The sequence below is a fragment of the Citrobacter sp. 172116965 genome (assembly GCF_013458095.1).
Classification (GTDB): domain Bacteria; phylum Pseudomonadota; class Gammaproteobacteria; order Enterobacterales; family Enterobacteriaceae; genus Citrobacter; species Citrobacter braakii.
In genome coordinates, this window is the sequence record NZ_CP046673.1 from 3,256,545 (window position 1) to 3,278,434 (window position 21,890).

The 21,890-nt window shown below is 44.3% G+C and carries 23 protein-coding genes and 1 riboswitch; of the genes, 10 read left to right on the top strand and 13 right to left on the bottom strand.

What is annotated here, in order from left to right; translation table 11 throughout:
- Positions 1 to 127: 127 nt before the first annotated feature.
- The gene (locus GPJ68_RS15930; RefSeq protein ID WP_001254955.1) at positions 128 to 1,279 is read left to right on the top strand and encodes an IS30-like element IS30H family transposase; all 1,152 of its coding nucleotides are present in this window, start codon (positions 128 to 130) and stop codon (positions 1,277 to 1,279) included.
- On the opposite strand, the gene GPJ68_RS25235 is transcribed toward GPJ68_RS15930, so the two are convergent.
- Positions 1,199 to 2,083 carry a DEAD/DEAH box helicase family protein gene (locus tag GPJ68_RS25235; protein WP_255489306.1) on the bottom strand — a complete coding sequence of 295 codons (885 nt, stop codon included), beginning with the start codon at positions 2,081 to 2,083 and terminating at the stop codon, positions 1,199 to 1,201. The two genes, GPJ68_RS15930 and GPJ68_RS25235, sit on opposite strands and share 81 nt — an antisense overlap.
- Positions 2,084 to 2,184: 101 nt before the next feature.
- The gene (locus GPJ68_RS15940) at positions 2,185 to 2,391 is read right to left on the bottom strand and encodes a hypothetical protein (RefSeq protein ID WP_008324553.1); all 207 of its coding nucleotides are present in this window, start codon (positions 2,389 to 2,391) and stop codon (positions 2,185 to 2,187) included.
- A 259-nt stretch (positions 2,392 to 2,650) separates the two neighbouring features.
- Between GPJ68_RS15940 and GPJ68_RS15945 the strand changes: the two genes are divergently transcribed.
- On the top strand, positions 2,651 to 3,154 hold the full coding sequence (locus tag GPJ68_RS15945; RefSeq protein ID WP_008324552.1) for a hypothetical protein: 504 nt from the start codon (positions 2,651 to 2,653) through the stop codon (positions 3,152 to 3,154).
- 764 nt (positions 3,155 to 3,918) lie between these two features.
- On the opposite strand, the gene GPJ68_RS15950 is transcribed toward GPJ68_RS15945, so the two are convergent.
- A complete protein-coding gene (locus GPJ68_RS15950; protein WP_077265752.1) occupies positions 3,919 to 4,125 on the bottom strand; it encodes a hypothetical protein in 207 nt (68 codons plus the stop codon).
- Between the two features lie 189 nt (positions 4,126 to 4,314).
- Here GPJ68_RS15950 and GPJ68_RS15955 point away from each other — a divergent pair, with 189 nt between their 5' ends.
- The 5 genes from GPJ68_RS15955 to GPJ68_RS15975 all read left to right on the top strand — a co-directional run bounded on the left by GPJ68_RS15955 (position 4,315) and on the right by GPJ68_RS15975 (position 7,752).
- Complete coding sequence (locus tag GPJ68_RS15955) at positions 4,315 to 4,662, top strand: hypothetical protein (protein WP_008324549.1); 348 nt, start codon at positions 4,315 to 4,317, stop codon at positions 4,660 to 4,662.
- Positions 4,663 to 4,671: 9 nt separating this feature from the next.
- The gene (locus GPJ68_RS15960) at positions 4,672 to 4,986 is read left to right on the top strand and encodes a hypothetical protein (protein ID WP_180836848.1); all 315 of its coding nucleotides are present in this window, start codon (positions 4,672 to 4,674) and stop codon (positions 4,984 to 4,986) included.
- A gap of 215 nt (positions 4,987 to 5,201) precedes the next feature.
- Positions 5,202 to 5,774, top strand: a complete 573-nt coding sequence (locus GPJ68_RS15965; RefSeq protein ID WP_180836850.1) for a recombinase family protein — start codon at positions 5,202 to 5,204, stop codon at positions 5,772 to 5,774.
- A gap of 238 nt (positions 5,775 to 6,012) precedes the next feature.
- Positions 6,013 to 6,822, top strand: coding sequence for a DUF262 domain-containing protein (locus tag GPJ68_RS15970; RefSeq protein ID WP_180836852.1), 810 nt, complete (start codon positions 6,013 to 6,015; stop codon positions 6,820 to 6,822).
- Positions 6,823 to 6,879: 57 nt separating this feature from the next.
- The gene (locus GPJ68_RS15975; RefSeq protein WP_180836854.1) at positions 6,880 to 7,752 is read left to right on the top strand and encodes an HNH endonuclease family protein; all 873 of its coding nucleotides are present in this window, start codon (positions 6,880 to 6,882) and stop codon (positions 7,750 to 7,752) included.
- Positions 7,753 to 8,071: 319 nt separating this feature from the next.
- Here GPJ68_RS15975 and GPJ68_RS15980 read toward each other — a convergent pair whose 3' ends face one another.
- From GPJ68_RS15980 to GPJ68_RS15990, 3 genes are all read right to left on the bottom strand, one after another.
- Positions 8,072 to 8,887, bottom strand: coding sequence for a hypothetical protein (locus tag GPJ68_RS15980; protein WP_180836856.1), 816 nt, complete (start codon positions 8,885 to 8,887; stop codon positions 8,072 to 8,074).
- Positions 8,884 to 9,609 carry a hypothetical protein gene (locus GPJ68_RS15985; protein ID WP_180836858.1) on the bottom strand — a complete coding sequence of 242 codons (726 nt, stop codon included), beginning with the start codon at positions 9,607 to 9,609 and terminating at the stop codon, positions 8,884 to 8,886. Before GPJ68_RS15985 ends, GPJ68_RS15980 begins: the two co-directional genes overlap by 4 nt.
- An 81-nt stretch (positions 9,610 to 9,690) precedes the next feature.
- The gene (locus GPJ68_RS15990) at positions 9,691 to 10,992 is read right to left on the bottom strand and encodes a tyrosine-type recombinase/integrase (protein ID WP_180836860.1); all 1,302 of its coding nucleotides are present in this window, start codon (positions 10,990 to 10,992) and stop codon (positions 9,691 to 9,693) included.
- A 67-nt stretch (positions 10,993 to 11,059) separates the two neighbouring features.
- Positions 11,060 to 11,155: riboswitch (TPP riboswitch) on the bottom strand.
- A 221-nt stretch (positions 11,156 to 11,376) separates the two neighbouring features.
- On the opposite strand from GPJ68_RS15990, the gene GPJ68_RS15995 reads away from it, so the two are divergent.
- Complete coding sequence (locus GPJ68_RS15995) at positions 11,377 to 11,709, top strand: RcnB family protein (RefSeq protein WP_019077205.1); 333 nt, start codon at positions 11,377 to 11,379, stop codon at positions 11,707 to 11,709.
- Between the two features lie 53 nt (positions 11,710 to 11,762).
- On the opposite strand, the gene GPJ68_RS16000 is transcribed toward GPJ68_RS15995, so the two are convergent.
- The 6 genes from GPJ68_RS16000 to apbC form a co-directional block, all read right to left on the bottom strand.
- The gene (locus tag GPJ68_RS16000) at positions 11,763 to 12,746 is read right to left on the bottom strand and encodes a fimbrial protein (RefSeq protein WP_104651453.1); all 984 of its coding nucleotides are present in this window, start codon (positions 12,744 to 12,746) and stop codon (positions 11,763 to 11,765) included.
- Positions 12,747 to 12,757: 11 nt separating this feature from the next.
- On the bottom strand, positions 12,758 to 15,244 hold the full coding sequence (locus tag GPJ68_RS16005; protein WP_180836862.1) for a fimbrial biogenesis outer membrane usher protein: 2,487 nt from the start codon (positions 15,242 to 15,244) through the stop codon (positions 12,758 to 12,760).
- A gap of 13 nt (positions 15,245 to 15,257) precedes the next feature.
- Positions 15,258 to 15,938 carry a fimbrial assembly chaperone gene (locus tag GPJ68_RS16010; protein ID WP_049041084.1) on the bottom strand — a complete coding sequence of 227 codons (681 nt, stop codon included), beginning with the start codon at positions 15,936 to 15,938 and terminating at the stop codon, positions 15,258 to 15,260.
- Positions 15,939 to 16,001: 63 nt separating this feature from the next.
- The gene (gene yehD, locus GPJ68_RS16015; RefSeq protein ID WP_016156961.1) at positions 16,002 to 16,541 is read right to left on the bottom strand and encodes a fimbrial protein YehD; all 540 of its coding nucleotides are present in this window, start codon (positions 16,539 to 16,541) and stop codon (positions 16,002 to 16,004) included.
- Positions 16,542 to 16,813: 272 nt separating this feature from the next.
- Positions 16,814 to 17,095, bottom strand: coding sequence for a DUF2574 family protein (locus GPJ68_RS16020; protein WP_016153685.1), 282 nt, complete (start codon positions 17,093 to 17,095; stop codon positions 16,814 to 16,816).
- Between the two features lie 264 nt (positions 17,096 to 17,359).
- Positions 17,360 to 18,469 carry an iron-sulfur cluster carrier protein ApbC gene (gene apbC / locus GPJ68_RS16025; protein ID WP_016153686.1) on the bottom strand — a complete coding sequence of 370 codons (1,110 nt, stop codon included), beginning with the start codon at positions 18,467 to 18,469 and terminating at the stop codon, positions 17,360 to 17,362.
- Between the two features lie 164 nt (positions 18,470 to 18,633).
- Here apbC and metG point away from each other — a divergent pair, with 164 nt between their 5' ends.
- Positions 18,634 to 20,667 (top strand): methionine--tRNA ligase, encoded by a 2,034-nt coding sequence (gene metG, locus GPJ68_RS16030; RefSeq protein WP_016156963.1) that lies wholly within the window; start codon positions 18,634 to 18,636, stop codon positions 20,665 to 20,667.
- A gap of 207 nt (positions 20,668 to 20,874) precedes the next feature.
- The gene (locus GPJ68_RS16035; protein ID WP_016156964.1) at positions 20,875 to 21,333 is read left to right on the top strand and encodes a YehR family lipoprotein; all 459 of its coding nucleotides are present in this window, start codon (positions 20,875 to 20,877) and stop codon (positions 21,331 to 21,333) included.
- Between the two features lie 42 nt (positions 21,334 to 21,375).
- Here GPJ68_RS16035 and GPJ68_RS16040 read toward each other — a convergent pair whose 3' ends face one another.
- Positions 21,376 to 21,846, bottom strand: coding sequence for a DUF1456 family protein (locus tag GPJ68_RS16040; protein ID WP_104652183.1), 471 nt, complete (start codon positions 21,844 to 21,846; stop codon positions 21,376 to 21,378).
- Positions 21,847 to 21,890: the final 44 nt, after the last annotated feature.

The window sequence follows — 21,890 nt, forward strand, 5'->3', positions numbered from 1 at the left end:
TTAGCGAGTTCTGACTGCCCCGCTCTTTTGATATCTTCTGAGAGGACAGCAACGATTTTGATAGGTGTAGATTCAATTGGTCAACGCAACAGTCATGTGAAAACATGTAGTTGCGGAGGATTGTTGAATGAGACGAACATTTACAGCAAAGGAAAAAACATCTGTTTTTGAACTGTGGAAGAACGGAAAAGGCTTCAGTGAGATAGCTAATATCCTGGGTTCGAAACCAGGGACCATCTTCACGATGTTAAGAGATACTGGCGGCATAAAACCCAATGAGCGCAAGCGAGCTGTTGCTCACCTGACGCTGTCTGAGCGCGAGGAAATACGAGCCGGTCTGTCAGCTAAAATGAGCATTCGAGCCATCGCTACAATGCTGAATCGTAGCCCTTCAACAATCTCACGTGAAGTTCAGCGTAATCGTGGTAGGCGCTATTACAAAGCCGTTGATGCGAATAACCGGGCCAACAGGATGGCTAAAAGACCAAAACCGTGCTTACTGGATCAGAATATGCCGTTGCGAGAGCTTGTTCTGGAAAAGCTTGAGATGAAGTGGTCCCCAGAGCAAATATCAGGATGGTTAAGGCGAACGAAGCCGCGTCAAAAAACACTACGAATATCACCTGAGACAATTTATAAGACGCTTTACTTTCGTAGTCGTGAAGCGCTACACCACCTGAACGTACAGCACCTGCGCCGATCGCACAGCCTCCGTCATGGCAGGCGCCATACTCGCAAAGGTGAAAGAGGCACTATCAACATAGTGAACGGAACGCCAATCCACGAACGTTCCCGGCATATCGATAACAGACGCTCTCTGGGACACTGGGAAGGCGATTTAGTCTCGGGTACAAAAAACTCCCATATAGCCACACTTGTAGACCGAAAATCACGTTATACGATCATCCTGAGACTCAGGGGCAAAGACGCTTTATCAGTGAATCAGGCTCTTACCGATAAATTCCTGAGCTTACCACCTGAACTCCGGCGATCACTGACATGGGACAGAGGAATGGAGCTGGCCAGACATCTGGAATTTACTGGCAGCACAGGAGTTAAAGTTTACTTCTGCGATCCTCAGAGCCCCTGGCAGCGGGGAACAAACGAAAACACTAATGGGCTAATCCGACAGTACTTTCCCAAAAAGACATGCCTTGCCCAATATACTCAATATGAGCTGGATCAGGTTGCAGCTCAGCTAAACAACAGACCGAGAAAGACACTGAAGTTCAAAACACCTAAAGAGATAATTGAAAGGGGTGTTGCGTTGACAGATTGAATCTACAGGCACGTTTTTATGTTTGCGTCTCTCGGGATCAGGCTGAAGGTGTTCACCCGCTTCCTGAACCGCCATCTGAGCGACGTTCTCTGCCATCCAGACAAACCCACTGCGATTCACGCCAGCGCCGAGCACAGTGAAGCTCTTCGCCCATGTTGCGGCCTTCAGTATCGGATTATAGGTGTAGGCAAAGAAGCTGTATGACGAATCACATTCGGTGTGCATCACACCACAACCGTCGAGCGCCACGTAAAGAACCTTCTTCAAGTTATCACTGTTAGCGTGCTTCTCGTGGTAATACTTGTACAGATTGTCGTAGTGCTCTTCGCGCAGGTACAGAAGCCCGTTTCGTTCTTCCAGCCATTCCAGGAATGGGAAGTTTTCTGCCGTCCTGTCAGCATGACGGATCGTTGCTTCTGCTCCAAACCAGCCATCAGGGATCTCGTCAATCACCACATTGTGTTCTGCCAGTAGAGAACGCATCTCAAGATTGAACGTAGCGAGGTGGCAGTAGTTGGTGAAACATTCATGGGTTGTTATCACAACATTTATCTGGAAGCTATCAGCCAAAGTACTTTTCAGGTTGAGAGTCGCCCCTTCAACGAAAATGTGATGGTTTGAGATTCTAAAATGATTCAGATCTTGCTTGAACTGATCGGCTAAAGCGTGGGTTGGTACTACGATTAAGAACTTTTCTGGGACAGCTTCGTTCTTGAAGCTCAGGATGTACTCTTTCAGACGGTGGCTCTTTCCTGAGCCGCAAATCGCATTAACGAAGTTTACTACTGGTTTCTTTTCGGTCATTCGGTTCCTCTCGGTTTAGGACTGCTGTTATTAATTCACTCACCAGCGCAGCGGCTGACTTGTCTTCACGGTTGGCACGTTCAACAAGCGCCTTGTGGGTTTCATCGGTGAATCGGATGTTCATTCGGTTGTTCCTCGTTACGTAAACTCTCTTGAAGCTGCTCAATGCGGTAGCTGATCAAGGCCACCCTGAACATCTTGCGTCGTTCGTCGGAGAGATTTTTGTTGTGGGAGTATTGCTGGCAAATCTTGGGAAGGAGCTTTCCGCTACGCAGAGCTTCGAGCACATCAGTTTTCGTTTGGTACATGTACCTCCTTATTATAACGATTGTTAACTACCTACTATTCATTGTACATCGAATCGGTTGCAAAGTCAACTATTTTATGATCATTTTCAACACGTTAATAAAACAAGCACGATTTGAGATTGCATTTAACATAAATAAATGTTAGTTTTGCCAACTTTTATTTGAACGCTTCTTTTTAAAAAAATAAGCAAATAAAAAATGAACGTTAACAACTCAACTATGAGGATTTATTGACTACAAAACATACAGGAGGATTAATATGACAGATAACCAGGGACTTTCCCCAACCGAAGTTGAAGCACTCTTCACAGAGACATTTACCACCCACTCCAGCACTACCCCAACGCAAGTAACGAACACCATCGAACAGATGTTTGATAGTCTCGTGCCGTATTTCACCGAAGTAACGCATCCACAGAAACGCAGCAGACACCCCAAGGTGCTGACTTTCACCACCGATCATAAACAGATGTGGGCATACCTCAGAAGCCAACAGAGCGAGATAGCCGGATGTGTGATGTTCGACCTAAGTTGTGCGGCCCGTGACCTCGGTATGACGCAAAAACGAGTGATTACCGTCATTGGCGATCTGGAAAATGCGGGCTGGATAATCTGTCGGGACATTGGCAACCCCGGCACTGGAACCTATCAGATCACCATCCAGGACATTGAAACCATCGTTTCATTATGTAGCTCCATTACTTACGCCCAGCCGACTACCCTAACGATGGATGCGTTAAGAGGCGCTCGCCTGCTCCATTAAGTCGCTAACGCGGCGGCAGCTCCGATAATGTTAGCAATGAGATTTCCGGCTTATTATGCAAGTAAGCCGATCTTATGGCTATGCCATTTGCACAAGTAACCTGATACAGAGGGTGCAGAAAAGTCTAAAGTCTCTTTAGAGTTATTTGCATCTTCGGTAAAAGTGAAGGCTTACAATGGAACACTATCGGTGTGGAGTGGTTGCATAAACTCATTTTTTTAAGCGTATCTTGCACAGTTAACGCATGGGCGAGTTGTACGAGCACATAAAATGGAATCAATAACTGTTTATTATTTAAACAGTAGTTAGCGGTTTTGTTGGTTTTAATGTTCATTATGTGAGCAATGCGAGCATAGCAGATTACTTTTACAGGAGAATCACTCCTTAAAATCGCTTCTGGTGCAAAGGTTGCTCTCCTGTAATTGATATCTTTCATGCTCCGCATTACATGCTACTCATGCAGCATACTTTTCATGGTCGCAGTGCTCACCATGAAACAACTCTCCATAGAGCCGGAAAAGTTGACTAAATTACAAGCGATAATCAACTAATAAATGATGATTATTAATAGGTTTAATCTATGCTAATTCTACTCATATTAACCAGTCTATAACACTCTTACAGCGCTTTAACCTATTGATGAAAATCCCTCCACCCCTTATTCTATAAGGGTTTCAGCACAATCGAAGAAAAAAACATGATTCTTTTGCTAAGCAACTCCACCTAACTTGGAAATTTAAACAAACCTATATTTTAAGCCCCCTTCACTCTGAATCTACAGTATCAAACGTCTTCGCATACGGGCATTTTCCTTTGGTAACGTAGGTGAACAGATAGATGCTGTTTTCGTAGGTGCAAAGCGTCTTACCATTCTCGGTCGTATCCTGCTGGGGATCGGTCATTGTGATCTGTCCTGCTGCTGCCATCTGTGAAACCAGTAACCCAAATATCACTATCAGTGCTCTTCTCACTGCATTTCTCCTGTGCATGCTCTTTCGTCTATCAAGACTCATCCATAGCGAAGAACTGTGCAAGACATTATAGTTTCAACATTGATCAATTTTATCGATCGATAAATAATAAACCGATCGTTTTTATCAATTGATGGTTTTATACTGATTCCCGATGAATGTCTAACACCAATCGAAAAAAGGAACGCTATGAAGGGGATAACTCTTGCTGCACTCTTACTGCTGCCTCTGTCAACTTATGCAAGCTCCTATCAATGTGAAGCTCTTCAGCAAGGGCAACTGGGTAGCAATGGGAAGACAGTCACAGCACAATCCAGCATTGAAATTGATGGTTCTCAGATGCACTTCAGTTTAAATAACGCAAGCTGGGATCTCTCGTACATCGGGGAGAAGCAAATTGCCAAGCTCTATAGCACCGACAACGGCAGTGTCGCCGTGTCTTTCATTGACGGCAACCCGCTCATTTTTGTTCTGCATCTGGTTAATGATGACGGTAGAAAAGGCACTTACAACCTCAGCGAATGCTCTGAGCTATAAGGGGCGGTAATGAAAAAACTATTCGCAGCCGCCATATTTTTGTCAGTGATACCGAACGCTTATGCATTGAGTCATGGAGATACCGCCACCCTAAAAGAAGGAACATTTAACTGTAAGAAGCTGACCGACTTTTACGAGATGATCAGTTACATCCAGGACAAAGACCAACAGGGTATGATGGGCCTCATCACTTCCGGTAAATGCCGTCTCCTAAAAGAATCGATGACAGTTGAGATTCAGAACGTAGACGATAAGGGGTTTGTTTTCTTCATTACCCCAGGTGGTCATGGTGGATGGGCAGTCACACAGTTCTTCAAAGAATAATCATCTCATGCAACGACTGGCGTGTGTGATCACGCCATTTTCATCTTCGCTCGTCAAAACGAATTCAACTCCTCGTTTCAAGTCTCAAAACCATCTCCTTATAAGACCACACCAACACAACGGCAGAATGCGGCTTCGCCTTGTCTCAAAAGGTTGATCTTTTATTTTGGGACAGCTATTATTTTGATACCACCTTTTGAGACTTAGAGAACATCATGACAACTGTGATCGGATACGTGCGAGTTTCCACCAGCGACCAGAACGTTGAAAACCAGAAGCAGCAGATTGCCGATGCTGGTTATAGCGTTACTCGCTGGTTCAGTGATGAAGCGGTGAGTGGTGCAATCAAGGCGGGAGAGCGTCCAGGGTTTGGTGAACTACTCAGTTATGTACGAGAAGGCGATACATTGATCGTGATTGCTATAGACCGCCTGGGGCGTAACACGATTGATGTTCTTTCCACCGTGGAAAAGTTGCAGACGAAAGGCGTGAAAGTTGTCAGCTTGCGTGAAGGGTTCGACCTGTCAACGCCAGTTGGTAAAGCGATGCTCACTATGATGGCAGGACTTGCCAGCCTGGAAAAAGATCTGATCGCAGAGCGTAGAGCAGCAGGTATCAAGCGTGCTCAGTCTGAAGGTAAGCATTGCGGCAGACCTATCAAAGCAACTATGGAACAGGTACGAGAATTGTTAGCGCAAGGTTTAGCACCAGCAGAAGTTCAGGATAGGTTAGAGATCAGCAAAGCAACTTTCTACCGACTAAAACATCTGAGCTTCTTTGATATTTGAAGATTCCGGCTCCTCAGAGAGTAGGGACAGAAAAAATTAGCGCTTAAAGGTTCAACCAACCGCGCTCCAAGAGGCACACATCACAATTGTATCATGATGCGTTAGACACTTGGTCAAATGTTGCAGATCATGGTATATCCCCCTGATTCTCCGTGATTAATGAGTGACAAACAACGCGTATATGAAGTAACGTTAATCAAAGCCAATATAACATTACCGTACTGAACTCGAGGTTTCCATGGAACTACACGCGTATACCAGAACCATTTCCGAATTACTTTCAGTCAATAGAAAATATGTTGTTCCAAGATTCCAAAGAGAATATTCCTGGATGAAAGAACAAATTAATGAACTTTGGTATGATATCATTTCCAACATTGAATCTAATGAACACGGAGAATATAAAAACAATGAATATTTTATTGGTTCTTTAGTTCTTGTAGGTGATGAAACAGGTAAAGAAATGCAAATTGTTGACGGGCAACAACGCTTGACTACCATTACAATTTTCCTCTCTGTGTTGTGTGACCGATTTTTGTTTATTGGGAAACCAGACCTCGCAAATGCCATTTTCGAAAATTATATAGAAGGCAAAGATGATGATGGACAAAAGTTTTTCAAGTTAATAAATGAAACACCAAAACCATATTTCCAAAGAAACATACAGTATCTAAACAAAGAAGAAGAAACACCCAACACGCCCGAAGAAAAAAACCTTCTCGCCGCATATAAAGAAATAAGTGTTCTCGCTACGCAAGAGCGGCTAAACAAACATTTCTCGAATTCAATCCAAAGCAATGATGAGTATGAAGCATGTTTAAAATCTATACGCGATCAAGTTCTACGCTATCTGAAAATAATATTTATAACGGTAAGTGAAGAGGACGAAGCTTATACCATATTCGAAACATTAAATGCGAGAGGTATGAATTTAAGTTATGTGGATTTGATAAAAAACAAACTTTTCAAATCCCTAAATGGAGATCATCCAAGCGATGTAGCTAAAGATAACTGGAGACAAATAAGAACTATAATCTCTCAACGTTAAGGCGTTGGAACTATTGAGAATTTCATTCGCCACTGGTGGGTATCAAAATACGCATATGTGAGTGGTGAAAATCTATATAAGTCATTTATATCGAAATGGCGTAAGGGTGAGATTGAGCCTAAATCGTTCATAAAAGAAATCAGAGAAGACGCTCAGCTATATGCTCTCATTTCTGCACCGAACGAGAGCGAATTTCCTCAGATGCAGGATAAGCCCATTTATCATTCCTTGAATGCTATACGTCTTTTTGGCATCACCCAATGTCGACCATTCTTGTTAGCATTATTAAAAGCTCATAACAATGGCAAGGTTCGACATGCTGATTTATTAAAAGCATTACGAATAGTTGAAAGATTTCACTTTGTATTTAATGCCATTTGTTCTCTCAGGCCATCAGGTATTGAAGGTGCCTACTCTAAAGCTGCAAGACTAATAAGTGTAGATAGTTCAACTAAACAAAGCAATGGCAAAGCCATTGATCAGTTATGTGATATACTGGTTAACAGGAAGCCTGAAATAAGTATTTTCATTGAGAAGTTTAGAGATGTGACATTTACTAATGAACAGACCAAACAGAAAAAATTAATTCAGTATATACTTGGCGAGTTTGAAATGTCTCGCCACAATACAATGGATTTTAAACCAGATCAGATAACCTTGGAGCATATAAAAAGCCAAAGTTCAGGGACATGTCGAGAGATAGGAATGATTGGTAATTTGTTGCCATTATCTAAAGAAACAAATGAAAAAGCCGGGAATAAATCTATTGATGACAAGATAGCTGTTTATGAAACATCAGAATTTAAACTTACAGAAGAATTTATTCATGCATTTCACCATGAATATGGATCAAACTGGAATGAAAGTACTATTTTAGACAGGACAGACAGAATGGCTGGCGAAGCATATTCTTCAATTTGGGAGATTTAGCTCAGACTTCCTATCTATAATATCAAAAGCAAAAGGGTAACATCAGCTGCCCTTTTAGAAGTTTCAACACATTTTTATTTCGCATAGAAGTCATAATACTTCCGCTTAAACCTTAAATTGTATCTACTAACTCAACAAACCATGAACCATGAACTCCTTTCCTATATCATTTATATGTATGTGACGTGTTCGAGTGTCAAATCGCGTGAGAGGTAAATTGTCAGGGAAACCATTTCACTTAACATTACGTCAGCGTATTAATTAACAAATAATATTCAAGTAAAACAACATGACAATTACTGTTATCTACTTAATCCAATCAATCTTTCAACGGAATTAATTTCTTCCCTGTATCTTCAAAAAATCTGTATTCATCCCAATAGACTGTATATAACCGCATTATACCATTTGGTTTTCGATCAAGAATACTTTTTAAATATGATTTTGTTTTTTTATCTTGAGGGTAATCAGAATTATAAATTACGATACAACGTGCATTTATCCCTCCGCCACCTCTCATGAAGAGTGATAGATCTTTAAACGTTAACGAATTGAAATGAGCACAATTTTCCACATCATTATCTAATTTAACCACTATTCCCTTTAGCTTATCATATAAACAAATCATTTCATTAAACAATCCATTATTTGCCAAGTTAGCATTTCTTTCATTTATTGCTTTTACGTAAAGTTCATCTTTTATCACCCCTATCGGATACCTGGCTTGCTGTACTATATCTTGAGACAAAAGACCCAATAGATTCAAATCGTAATCAGACAAAGACAACTCTAAATCCTGAATCATTGATTGCAAATCATGACCATAGAACTTGAATTTTTGTGCGATTGTATTTTTTGTAGCGCCGTAGTTCATAAGTAACACTGCTGATTTCAATAGCAATTCAAAAGCATATCCCAATAAAAGACGGCTACTTTTATCCGTTGCGACAGAAATATCAATTAAATCATAGGCATATTTTTCTGTTTTGTTTACATTAGAGAATGCTTTTTTACTCTCATCACCTTGGCTACGTAGCAATTTTGCAGACAAATAAAGACTTTTGGATTCCTTGATCCATTCATCTCGTTTAAAAATTCCTTTTCCTTTTTTATTCGTCACCACTGAATTAGTCATTTATTATTTTCCTCGGAATAAATGAATTCAATTTCGTAATACATACTTATAATATTTGTAATGATGAAAATCAATTTCACGACATCCACTTGGGAGGCATAGTATTGCTGTCTTCCATGGGCAAATGCGTGCCTATTTAATAAGTTGAATGTTTCAAAATCAACACTGATAAAGTATTTATCTAAAAATTTTCTTATTAAATAACAACTCTGCACAAACTGATAAGGCATTTCGTTATCAGTTTCAATGAATTTATCATCCCTGTCATTTTCAACCCAAACTTTTCTTGCCAAGCCCATGCCATATCTAATATTATTTAAATCGCCATCATTGGAAAGGTCAACCAAATACCTTTCTAAAACTGCGAACAATGAAGGAATACAGATCTGATAAAGTTCTTGTTTGTATGCTTGAAAAATCTCTAACAACGTTCGATGGATAAAAGGATTTTGTTCCACTTCAAGATTTATTATTTTTAAAAATATACTTTCAAAATTACACTCGAAAAACTCCATGAACCCTATTTCGATTTCGGTGTCGGTTAATTCCGATGAGGGACATCGAAAATAATCGTAACAATCAAAAGCTAATGGCGGAACCCATCCATTTTCAGATAAGCGATTGATAAAATCCCATGAGCGATAATCATCATCCATTAATCTCTCAAGAATACTATCCATTAGCGCATGAAATTTTTCAGCCGTTATCTGATCTAAAAACACCTAAAACCTCAAAAATTAGACGTCCACAGGTAAATCATCATCTCTGAAAAAACAATGTTATACAAGCTAATAACCCAGGGATCATTGCCAATCAATCCCATCAATCACATAAGAAATTGAAGACAAGGGAAACATGTGCAAATAGCGCTTGGTAATCCCACCGCTCTTCTCATGTCCGACCGTCTGTTGCAGATGTAGGATGTTTGATACCCAACCAGCCATTGCCGCAGAACAGACCGAGTGACGGATGGAATGCAACAATCGCCGTTGCCCATAGTCATCAAGATATGGAATACCAAGCTGATCACGCAGATCCGCAAACACTTTGCCGATCTTTGTCATGTTCGTACCTGCCACTTCTGAGAATATCCGCTCTTTCCACTGGCGATCAACGTACTCCATGAAACCCCATTCGATTAACTTCGGGTGGATGACTACCTGCCTTGTAGCGTTCTCAGTTTTCCCCTGCCCTCCTTCGGCAATCAAGAAATAGTAACGCTGACTATCTTCGTCGAATTTGATTTGTGACTTCTCCAACTTTCCTATCTCGCCTCTTCTTGCCCCCGTGTATGCCAGTAACAACGTGATCCATTTTTGCCAGCTATCGGGCTGCTTAAGCGCCCACCCTACAAATTTTTTCATCTCTGCTGTGCTGTAAGCACCGAATCTCGCTTTTGAAGGTGCAGCCACTACGCCATCAGTTGGCGACTTAGACAAAATGTCTTTGCTTTCTGTGAGGAAGGTTTTGAAGAGTGATTTATACAGCTTGAGATGCTTATGGATGGCCTCAACGCCTACCAGTTGATCCGGTGGAACATCATCACACTCAATCAGTTGCTGGATGGTCATTGAGCGGTAAGGCTGAACAACGCGCTTAGGGAGATTTTCAACCACTTCCATCACCTGCTTAATGTCCTGCTTGGTGATCGCCGCTACATCAGTCTCCCCTCTCAAAACAGTTAGCAACACTTCCATGTAGCGCTCATTCGCCATTGAGATCGATTTCGTCCAGTTTCTCCCCTTTTCGGCTTTGTACATAGCCCACGCATCCGAGAGGGTTAGCACTTTTCCCGGTTCGGCTGGCGGTTGAGATTCCACGATTTCAACAGGAGTAGCTATCTGCTGGTGGGGCAAAAGTGGATTTCTCGCAGCCTTACGTTCTGACGTAATCAGATTAGACACAAATGATTCGAACAAGAGGATCGGCGTAGCTAATGATTTAACAAAAGGAATATGCGGAGTAACACCAATCATCAAAGCAGATGCCTCACGATAGCTGTCAGTGAGGAGGGATTTCTTATATATCCTGCCATTGGAAAGCCGGATTTGCAGGTAGTAGTTGCCGTTTCGCTGAAACGTGTATGGAAGAGTTTTGTACCCCATGAATACACCCTTTTTGTACCTCAAGTGCATTACGCACCGACAAAAAGAGAGTCAATCTCATGATAAGCAGGCCGAATTTGGGCCCCCTACGCTGGCATTATCCAGATCAGGTGGTACGGGTATTTCTCAGCCTTCACCAGGAAGGGCACCCCGAGTCGTTGAAACACAAGTTTCGGTAACAGAATACTGCCTACGCTTGATGATGTAAATTAGCGCAGCACCATGGCCCTCCACGAAATTACGGGGTAAGGTTGCAGCTATTCTGTACATTCATTTACACTTTTTACGAAATGACTGGCGTGATCACAAAAAAGTTCTTGTCAGATGCCCTATAAGCCAGGAATGATACACGACTGATGTTGATGACCCGAACAGGTAAAGAGGATGGGTATGAAGAATAAAATGTTGCTGGGTGCACTCCTGCTTGCAAGCAGCGTCGTCTGGGCCGCGCCGGCCGCAACAGCTGCTCCCACCGGAATTGATAAGTATGAGTTGAGCGGTTTCATCGCCGACTTTACCCATTTTAAACCTGGTGACACGGTCCCACCGCTGTACCGTACTGACGAATATGCGATTAAGCAATGGAACCAACGCAACCTGCCAGCCCCTACCGCCGGTACCCACTGGACCTACATGGGTGGTGCGTACGTCCTAATCAACGATGCTGACGGTAAGATCATTAAAGCCTACGACGGCGAGATTTTTTATCATCGTTAATAGAAAAAACACGTACTTTCAGCAAGAAAGTACGTGAAATACCCGCAAATCAATTAGTCATAAGATACTGCAAATATCACTTTACTTTGTATTTCACCAGGCAGTAATGATTCCCCTGTCACGCGAACATATTTCGCAGTAATAGGGAAAGTGTACTGATTACTGATTGCTTCCAGTTTGGTCATTCTGTTCATCAGATTATCCCCCTGTTTTAGAGGAGAAGTCGCGGTGCCATTATATATCTGGAACCCCACCCCTTTGGCGCCATTCGCTATCGTGTTTTTTAGTATTTTCCCGCTTTCATCCCAGTCACCGCGCACCACCTTAAAAGTGACGGGATTAGTGGTGACGTTATATATACTTTCGCAATTCAATACCAGATTTGTAGAACCCGATTTGGTATTATTAACCGTGAGCATTTCATTTAATGTGGTATCTGGCATTTTAATTTCGTAGCGGGGTAATGAAAACTGACAGGTGGTGGGTTTATGCGTTACTGTAAAGCTTAAATTCTGTGTAAAAGCTGAATTACTCGATAAACGTCCGGTAACCCAGCAATAAAGATAAGCTAACCAGTTTGAAGTACAAGAATTATCAGAGGTAATACTTACTGCCGGGTCGCTCAGACTAAACGCATCACCGGATACTGTCTGCTTAATAGTCCCTGAATTTACATATCTTGCTGAGATGGTGAAACTTTTGGTATCCAGTACTTCGCCGGCACTAACCGTTTTCTTACCAATACTTACTGGAAAATCATTGCTGGTCAGATTGATATTAATTAAAACCTTCTTGCCGCTGCTCCCCTGAATTGCAACAATGTAATCCTTGAGCGGTGTTGTATAATATAAGCTATCACTATTGGCTGTACACACTATGTTGCCACTGGAACTGAGATTAATTTGATTCGTTGCTGTTCCAGATGTCATATCCAGATTAATTGTCGTTAACCCGCCATTTTTTGTCTGAAATGTACACCCGGCATCAGCGCCAAAGGATGACAGCAGCAAAAATATCAAAAATACGTATCCTTTCATATCTTGCATCCTTATCGGCAAATATAGACTTTATTCTCATCAATCACCCTATCGAAGGTAATTGTACAGAACTGTCCCAGCTGTTTATTAACTGCAACACGTACCGACGCGGGAATATCGTTGGTGCGAATAAATAACCGGCTACCCTGCCCCACCAGGCCAACATTATTACCGATATCATCTTCCACTTCATAACCGAAAGATAACGGAGAGCCGTCCGGACGCTCGGCAAGGAAGTACCAGGGTTTGCGCCGATCGGTTTCAAACTCCGTCATCACGACCGCACCGCGATAAGGTACTGTACCTTTTCGATTGCCCAGTAATGCCACATCGCTATTAGTGTCGGAAAGATCCAGCATCAGCATATTTTCACGGTACGGCGTCAGACTGTCGTAAACCGCGTAACCTTTACTGTTGGTTGTTAGGTAACGATGCCCTTGCACAGCCACACCCTGTAACCCAGGCGCTTTAACAATGGCGAATGTATCTGAAAGCCGGGGAGTCAGAGCCACGCCCTCAGACCACACCACGATCCCCCCCTGAATATTGCCGCTGGCCTGTTGATACTTATTCGATTGGCTGTAACTACTGCCTACAGTCGCCACTGGCGCGCGCCAGACCATGCTAACGCCCGCCGTTGTCTCGTTCCCCTGTCGTTGCTGACTGAGGTTGGCACCATAGCTGAATTGATCGCGATGACCCGTCACCCCGCTTAAGCTGGTGTTATTCGACTGAAAGCCGTCATTATCAAACGTCGTGGAATTAGAGACGAACAGATCGCGTCGAGGAGTGGAAATACCGTCCCCCCACGAGAACGGGATGGAGATATACAGGTTAAAACGCTTATCCTCGTGGTTGTCCTCATCGTACGTTTGACTCACGGCAACGGTATAGCTAACTCGCTGCCAGGCGTTAGAGTAGCTAAGCTGATAATCTTTGCCGTTTCCACTGCGTTGCCAATAGTCGCGCCACAGGCCACTGACCGCCAGGGATCCCCAGTTTTCGGGTAACGCTTGATTTATATTCAGTGAAAAACTGTTCTTGCGGCCAAAGTCGTTTTGATAGTAGTCCGCAATGTCATAAACATCGTTTTTATCGCGATTATAGTTATTTTTATTATTCGCCCACACGTAGTCATTAAAGGTACGATAATCCCGCGAGGAATAACGATAAGCTGCCAGTGCAAACTGCGTACCGGTCTGCGTGACATATTTGTTCCATGCAACCTGATAGCTCTGACCATCAAAAACATCACCATTATCCTGCTCGCTATGCGATCGCGTGGCGTCTACCGATACTGCGCCAATGGGGGTATTCCAGCCAGTCCCAAGCACAAATGAAGAATAGTTTTGCGACAGCATTGTACCGCCATAGACCGTTAGCAGATTGTTCAGACCATACTGATAACTCCCTTGCAGGAAATCATACTGATTGCCAGCCCCTTCAATATGGCTACGCCCTGCAGCGAAATCATATTTCGATACGCCAGACTGCAGCATATTTGGCACAGATGAAAAAGGCACCAGATAATGAGATATCGAACCGTTAGCCTCTTTCACACTGACATCTAAATCCGAACCGCCACCAGCGAGTTGTAGATCATCAATAGCAAATGGGCCTGGTGGCACTTCTTTCTGGTAAATAACAAAACCATTTTGTTCGATGGTTACCAGGGCGTTGCTCTGAGCAATCCCACGAACTACAGGGGTAAAATTCTGTTTTGAGTTTGGTAACATTTGCATATCGCGCCAGATACGCACACCACGAAAACGTACGGCATCAAAAATATCTGCCCCGGTATACATGTCACCAGCGCGCAATGTACCAAGAATCGACGGCACACCACGTTCCACATATAACGTGTTGCTCTTCCATTTGCCGTTGCCCTCGTTACCTTTCGTATAGTTGTCACTTGAATGCAACTGCCACCCCAGCAGGTTCAACCCGCTATTCAGGTTCACATAGCTGCTTTTATCATCACCACCGTGTTTATAATTACTGTAATACTGGCTGGCGTAATAAGAGGTATAAAAAGCGTTCACCCCGCGATCCCAGGTTTCAGGCGGCATATATCCTGGTTCATATTCAACCACATACGCCTGAGGCACGCTTAAATTTAGAATAAACTCCCCAATGTCATAACTAACACTGCCGCCCTGCACTGCTGCACGCAGCGGCACGCAGCCTTCTTGTTTATCCGTTTTAATGTTCCCGGTGCGAATACCAATTTGCTGCAATTGTGCCCAGGGCAGACATGTCAGTTCGGGATCATCTTTAATATCAATATCGTACCGACCACGCCACTTATTATTAAGATAAACATCCATTTCATATATACCGGGCATTGGCCTATCGCCATCAATTTGATAGCGAGAGATTTTCTCACCATTCAAACCACCGATCATAAAGTGGGTATCAAACGTGTCTTCTTCAGCCCATACGGATGAAGCGGCCAACACCGACAGGATTGACAGTGTAATAGAATTTATCTTTGACATAATCAATCCTTGACTATCTTTCCGTTTTTATTTTTTCACTTAAGTAGTTTCCGTGATCATCAATAAGAGTAACTTTGTAATGATTAACGACAGCAGTGGTGATGACCTTTTTATCTGACCACGGAGCAAGTAATACTGTCTCGCTGTTTATTTTTGAATTACCCACTAGTTCAGGAATAGTAATCCAGTTGGCAGAATTATTTTTGATATTAATGCCACCGCTGATATCTCTGACGCTTAAGCGAGAAAAGCTTTTTTCATCTACACCGGCGATACCCTGCGGGCGATATATAAATTTGATGCGATTCTGCATAGCAAATTTAATCATGTTCTTGCCTTCTGATTCCGCAGAATTAGGAGGAATATCTAACACATTCAGGAAAAAAAGACTTTCACGATCTTCCGGTAGCGTATTTGCCAATTGCTTAATTTTCAGTTGTTGACCAGAGCCTCCGCTGACCTTTGCCACCGGAGGGCTCATTACAAATGGCACGTGGATTTTTTCGGGTGGCAGACTGGTATCTCCGTCATCTATCCAGGATTGAACCAGCGAGCTGCGACTGCCTTCATTCATTAATTGCACGGTAATTTCTTTTTTCTGTGCCGGATAAATGACACGGGTGCCGTAAATGTATATGCCGCCCCACGCAGGCATTACTGTACCGGCCAGTAAAAACACGAGTATTTTTTTCATTATAATTATCCTTACTGCGGAAATAATCGGCGGCCAGAGCCGCCGACAAACAGGATAGTCATCTTAATCAGTAACAACAGTCATCGTCAGCGAAGAGGCCACATCACCAGCGGAGACATCGGCAGAACCAATTTTCGCGTAGCGTGCGCTAAAGTTCAGAGTATATTTATTGTCCGCAGTTTTAGTTAACTCAATACCTGTATCGGGGTTAACCTGTTTAGTAAAATCATCACCATAGTAAACGGTGAAGCCAGCACCATTATTTGCTGCGGTATTTCGTGTAATATATTTATTATTGCTGTCAAATTGAGAACTGGAGAAAGTAATTTTTGGTGCTTTACTTCCTGTACATTCAACCGTCAATGGCACGGTGGTTTTATTTGAGTATCCTTCATAAACACCACCAGCACTTAAGGCATTTAATCTGTCAGCACCAATTTGGTTCATACCAATGGTCGCAGTGGTATCCCCTGTAAATTTACAGGTGGTCCCTACTACCTTACCAGTAATAATCAGTTCACCCTGATCAGAATCAGCAGCAAAAGCCCCAGCGCTCATAACTACAGCGGACAGAACAGCAGCGGAAATAATTGAACGTTTCATCGTATATTCCTTAATGAATTAACTTCTATTGGTTAAGAGGACTTAACCCGTGAAATTAAATTCGCACACCAGAAACGTTACCGCAATGTAAACGCGTTGTTTTATTGATTTAAAACAAATTGCAAAGCGCAATATAATAGAAACAAATCAGTCGATTTTTTTATTCTTTTAAATTAATAAATTTACGAGATTAACTGTCGGAATGGAATTCTTCAGAAAAATGATCAGCCACGTATTATTCACAATAATAATGCATGGCTGATAAAAGACGTTTAATCGTAACGCGTCATCACAATTTGTCGTGTAGCGTCACCGGTGATAGTTACAATTTCAGTTACCGCACCTTTTGTTGGATTTGAAACACCCGCTCTGACGTTTGAAAAGGAAATGGCATTGCCACAGCGTTGCTGCACTTCGTTATTTACAACATCAGCGCTACAGGTGGGTTCAGTTACCCGACCATTGATATTCAGGGTGGCAGTATCTGTGGCGAAAGCAGAAGCGCTCATTCCATAAGCCAAAGTAATAACTCCCAAGAATAAATTTTTTTTCATTACGTTCATTATTCCTGTATCGGTTGGGAAACAGCACACAAGCCGTCTTTCCAGTAGATTATGGATTAACTGCCTCGCTAAGACCAATTGAGATTGTAGATTAATTCGACCAATTTGATCAATTTAAATGATGCATTGAGGGTGTTTATTCAGAAAAAGACATGAATTATACAGTCCGGATAAATAATTGAGTGAGATTTTTCATCCAATATATTCACTGCATCAATGCATTATTGATACAGTGAATATTTGTAACGCTATTAATTACACCGCGCGGAAGGCAATTTCACCCGGGATCACTTCCCCTTGCCAGTAGAGCTGGGCAGCGACACGTCCTGCAAGGTCGCGGTAAATGGCGGTAAATTCGCTGTCAGGACGGCTGATGACCGTCGGCGTACCACGATCCAGGTCTTCACGCAGAGAAATATGCAGCGGCATCTGTCCCAGCAGTTGGGTGTGATACTGCTCAGCCAGTTTCTGCGCGCCACCGGTGCCGAAGATTGGCTCGTGATGACCGCAGTTGCTGCAAATATGCATACTCATATTCTCAACAATACCCAGCACTGGCACTTCGACTTTTTCGAACATCACGATGCCTTTTTTCGCATCGATCAGCGCGATGTCCTGCGGAGTGGTCACCACAACAGCCCCCGTGACCGGAATGTTTTGCGCCAGCGTCAACTGGATATCACCCGTACCCGGCGGCATATCCAGTACCAGGTAATCAAGATCCGGCCATAAGGTTTCTTGCAGCATCTGCAGCAGGGCTTTGCTGGCCATCGGGCCACGCCACACCATCGCATTATCGTCAGTAACCAGATAACCAATAGAGTTTGTCGCCAGGCCGTGAGACATGATCGGCGCCATATGGGTACCGTCTGGAGAGGTTGGACGCTGGTTCTCCGCACCGAGCATCGTCGGGATTGACGGGCCATAAATATCGGCGTCCAGAATCCCTACCTTCGCCCCTTCCGCAGCCAGCGCCAGCGCCAGGTTCACGGCAGTTGAGGATTTACCCACACCACCTTTACCCGAACTGACGGCGATGATGTTTTTTACACCATTAATGCCCGGCTGGTTTTTCACGCGTTTCAGCGTCGCAATGTTATGCGACAGTTTCCAGTCGATCGCTTTCGCACCAGTAATACGCAGCAGATCGGCGCTACATTGCTCTTTTAAGTCCTCAAACGCGCTCTGCCAGACAAACGGCATGACCAGCTCAACGTGCAACGTGTCATCCATCCAGGCGACGTGGTGCAACGCTTTAAGCGTCGTCAGATTATGCTTCAGGGTTGAATGCTGAAAATTCGCCAGCGTCCCGGCAACCATCGCGCGCAGGGTCTCTGGTGATTTGGCCTGGGATTGTGCGTTCATCCCGACTCCTTTTTGTTGTTCTGAAAATACAATAGTCACCAGGTAGTTTACTCCAACCGCAACAATTATTCATTTACGGATAAATGCCCTTATCGCTTGGCGCAGTAATTACCATTTTGGTACTATCAAAGCCCTTTTCACTACAAAAGAAGTAATTGCCCACTATGACTCAAGTCGCGAAGAAAATTCTGGTAACGTGCGCGCTGCCGTACGCCAACGGCTCTATCCACCTCGGCCATATGCTGGAGCACATCCAGGCTGATGTCTGGGTCCGTTACCAGCGAATGCGCGGCCACCAGGTTAACTTCATCTGCGCGGACGACGCACACGGTACGCCAATCATGCTGAAAGCACAGCAGCTTGGGATCACGCCAGAGCAGATGATCGGTGAAATGAGTCAGGAGCATCAGACTGATTTTGCGGGTTTTGACATCAGCTATGACAACTACCACTCTACGCACAGCGAAGAGAACCGTGAGCTGTCTGAGCTGATTTATACGCGCCTGAAGGAGAACGGTTTTATTAAGAACCGTACTATCTCCCAGCTTTACGATCCGGAAAAAGGCATGTTCCTGCCGGACCGTTTCGTTAAAGGCACCTGCCCGAAATGTAAATCTCCGGATCAGTACGGCGATAACTGTGAAGTCTGCGGCGCAACCTACAGCCCGACCGAACTTATCGAGCCGAAATCCGTCGTTTCTGGCGCGACGCCGGTAATGCGCGACTCCGAACACTTCTTCTTTGACCTGCCGTCATTCAGCGAGATGCTGCAGGCCTGGACACGCAGCGGCGCGTTGCAGGAGCAGGTCGCCAACAAAATGCAGGAATGGTTCGAATCCGGCCTGCAGCAGTGGGATATTTCCCGCGATGCCCCATACTTCGGTTTTGAAATCCCGGATGCGCCAGGCAAGTACTTCTATGTCTGGCTGGATGCACCAATTGGCTATATGGGTTCGTTCAAAAACCTGTGCGATAAGCGCGGCGACACGACCAGTTTTGATGAGTATTGGAAGAAAGATTCCGACGCTGAGTTGTATCACTTCATCGGTAAAGACATCGTCTACTTCCATAGCCTGTTCTGGCCGGCGATGCTGGAAGGCAGCAACTTCCGTAAGCCGACCAACCTGTTCGTACACGGTTATGTGACGGTAAACGGTGCGAAGATGTCCAAATCTCGCGGTACCTTCATTAAGGCCAGCACCTGGCTGAAGCACTTTGACGCCGACAGCCTGCGTTACTACTACACGGCGAAGCTTTCTTCACGCATTGATGACATCGACCTGAACCTGGAAGACTTCGTTCAGCGTGTAAACGCCGATATCGTCAACAAAGTAGTCAACCTGGCATCACGTAACGCAGGCTTTATCAGCAAGCGTTTTGACGGCGTACTGGCTGCTGAACTGGCCGACCCGGCGTTGTATAAAACCTTCACTGACGCTGCTGCGGTGATTGGCGAAGCATGGGAAAGCCGTGAATTTGGTAAAGCTATCCGTGAAATCATGGCGCTGGCCGATGTGGCAAACCGCTACGTTGACGAACAGGCTCCGTGGGTCGTTGCTAAACAGGAAGGCCGCGATGCCGACCTGCAAGCGATCTGCTCCATGGGTATCAACCTGTTCCGCGTCCTGATGACTTACCTGAAACCGGTTCTGCCAACGCTTGCTGAACGTGTAGAAGCTTTCCTGAACAGCGAGCTGAGCTGGGATGCCATTAAGCAACCGCTGCTCGGTCACAAGGTCAACACCTTTAAGGCGCTCTACAATCGCATCGACATGAAACAAGTTGAAGCGCTGGTGGAAGCGTCGAAAGAAGAAGTGAAGGCCGCTGCCGCACCGGTAACCGGCCCGCTGGCGGATGACCCGATTCAGGAAACCATTACCTTTGACGATTTCGCCAAAGTTGACCTGCGCGTGGCATTGATTGAAAACGCCGAGTTTGTGGAAGGTTCTGATAAACTGCTGCGTCTGACGCTGGATCTCGGCGGCGAGAAGCGTAACGTCTTCTCTGGTATTCGTTCTGCCTATCCGGATCCGCAGACCCTGGTTGGACGTCAGACCATTATGGTTGCTAACCTGGCACCTCGTAAGATGCGCTTCGGCATTTCTGAAGGGATGGTCATGGCGGCAGGTCCTGGCGGGAAAGATATCTTCCTGTTAAGCCCGGACGAAGGCGCAAAACCTGGCCAACAGGTGAAATAAATCAGACATCTCGAGCGCTGCAACTGCAGCGCTTTTTTTGCTGAGTGATTTACCTTTAATCTTAAACACACTCCCCCACTCCATTTTCGGACTGCTTAGCCATCGCTATTAGATTTATTCTATACTGCTCTGCTATTAAGGCCGCCCGGCCCTCATATTCATTGGCGTTATTATTTAGCATTCGATATTCATAAAATGGAGTTTTACATGACAGCGTTACAAAAATTAGTTTCTCTCGCCGTGGCATCGGTTGTGGTTTTTTCCCTGGCGGGTTGTGGTGATAAAGAAGAAACGAAAACATTCAATGCCAATCTTAACGGTTCGGATATCACCGTCTCTTACACCTATAAAGGTGACAAAGTTCTGAAACAAAGCTCCGAAAGTAAAATCAGCTATGCGTCTGTCGGTGCCAGCAATAAAGAGGAAGCCGCAAAAGTATTCGATGCGTTAAGCGCCAAATATCAAAATATTGCAGGCGTAGAAGAAAAGCTCACCTATACAGATACCTACGCGCAGGAAAATGTCACTATCGATATGGAAAAAGTCGATATAAAAGCGTTGCAGGCAATTTCCGGGATGAAGCTTTCTGAGAAAGCCGATAAAAATATCAGCATGAAGCAAATGCAAACGGTAATGGAATCGGCGGGTTTTAAAGAAGTGAAATAACATCCTGGCGACCCGATATTCATCGTGGTCGCCAGCGTCGTTTTACGCTTTCGTTTTGTGCACTCGCGACGTCAAACCCCGCAGGAAATAACGCAGAAACTGATCGCCGCATTCGCGATAGTTCTTATGGTCCGGCGCGCGCATCATGGCGGTAATTTCCGGCATCGACACACGAAACTTCTGCTCGGTCATAACGGCCAGAATATCATCGGTTTTCAGCGAAAAGGCGATACGCAGCTTTTTCAGCACCGTATTGTTGTTAACACGACGCTCAAGCGCCAGTTCCGGCGCAGAATCGTCTTTTCCACGCAGATGATAAATCAGACCGTTTAAAAATCCGGAGAGAATGATATCCGGGCAGCGAATAAACCCGGCTTCATCTTCTTTTGTCATCCAGGTATCAAAACCTGCGGAGGTGGATTCCATGTCAGCAAGCGCAAGAATACGCACCATGTCGTTATTGTTCGCTTTCAGGGTGTAGCGCAGGCTACGAAGAATATCGTTACTTAGCATAGAGCCTTCAACTGTCGGTGATGCAATGGCGCGCAGTGTATCAG

Excerpts from the sequence above, each read along its gene's own strand:
- GPJ68_RS15960 (WP_180836848.1), top strand. The coding sequence starts at position 4,672 with ATGAAAAAACTATTCGCAGCCGCCATATTTTTGTCAGTGATACCGAAC.
- yehD (WP_016156961.1), bottom strand. The coding sequence starts at position 16,541 with ATGAAACGTTCAATTATTTCCGCTGCTGTTCTGTCCGCTGTAGTTATG.
- GPJ68_RS15980 (WP_180836856.1), bottom strand. The coding sequence starts at position 8,887 with ATGACTAATTCAGTGGTGACGAATAAAAAAGGAAAAGGAATTTTTAAA.
- GPJ68_RS15930 (WP_001254955.1), top strand. The coding sequence starts at position 128 with ATGAGACGAACATTTACAGCAAAGGAAAAAACATCTGTTTTTGAACTG.
- GPJ68_RS25235 (WP_255489306.1), bottom strand. The coding sequence starts at position 2,083 with ATGACCGAAAAGAAACCAGTAGTAAACTTCGTTAATGCGATTTGCGGC.
- GPJ68_RS15965 (WP_180836850.1), top strand. The coding sequence starts at position 5,202 with ATGACAACTGTGATCGGATACGTGCGAGTTTCCACCAGCGACCAGAAC.
- GPJ68_RS15945 (WP_008324552.1), top strand. The coding sequence starts at position 2,651 with ATGACAGATAACCAGGGACTTTCCCCAACCGAAGTTGAAGCACTCTTC.
- metG (WP_016156963.1), top strand. The coding sequence starts at position 18,634 with ATGACTCAAGTCGCGAAGAAAATTCTGGTAACGTGCGCGCTGCCGTAC.
- GPJ68_RS15995 (WP_019077205.1), top strand. The coding sequence starts at position 11,377 with ATGGGTATGAAGAATAAAATGTTGCTGGGTGCACTCCTGCTTGCAAGC.
- GPJ68_RS16040 (WP_104652183.1), bottom strand. The coding sequence starts at position 21,846 with ATGCTAAGTAACGATATTCTTCGTAGCCTGCGCTACACCCTGAAAGCG.
- GPJ68_RS16005 (WP_180836862.1), bottom strand. The coding sequence starts at position 15,244 with ATGTCAAAGATAAATTCTATTACACTGTCAATCCTGTCGGTGTTGGCC.
- GPJ68_RS15940 (WP_008324553.1), bottom strand. The coding sequence starts at position 2,391 with ATGTACCAAACGAAAACTGATGTGCTCGAAGCTCTGCGTAGCGGAAAG.
- GPJ68_RS15970 (WP_180836852.1), top strand. The coding sequence starts at position 6,013 with ATGGAACTACACGCGTATACCAGAACCATTTCCGAATTACTTTCAGTC.
- GPJ68_RS16035 (WP_016156964.1), top strand. The coding sequence starts at position 20,875 with ATGACAGCGTTACAAAAATTAGTTTCTCTCGCCGTGGCATCGGTTGTG.
- GPJ68_RS15990 (WP_180836860.1), bottom strand. The coding sequence starts at position 10,992 with ATGGGGTACAAAACTCTTCCATACACGTTTCAGCGAAACGGCAACTAC.
- GPJ68_RS16010 (WP_049041084.1), bottom strand. The coding sequence starts at position 15,938 with ATGAAAAAAATACTCGTGTTTTTACTGGCCGGTACAGTAATGCCTGCG.
- apbC (WP_016153686.1), bottom strand. The coding sequence starts at position 18,469 with ATGAACGCACAATCCCAGGCCAAATCACCAGAGACCCTGCGCGCGATG.
- GPJ68_RS16020 (WP_016153685.1), bottom strand. The coding sequence starts at position 17,095 with ATGAAAAAAAATTTATTCTTGGGAGTTATTACTTTGGCTTATGGAATG.
- GPJ68_RS15955 (WP_008324549.1), top strand. The coding sequence starts at position 4,315 with ATGAAGGGGATAACTCTTGCTGCACTCTTACTGCTGCCTCTGTCAACT.
- GPJ68_RS16000 (WP_104651453.1), bottom strand. The coding sequence starts at position 12,746 with ATGAAAGGATACGTATTTTTGATATTTTTGCTGCTGTCATCCTTTGGC.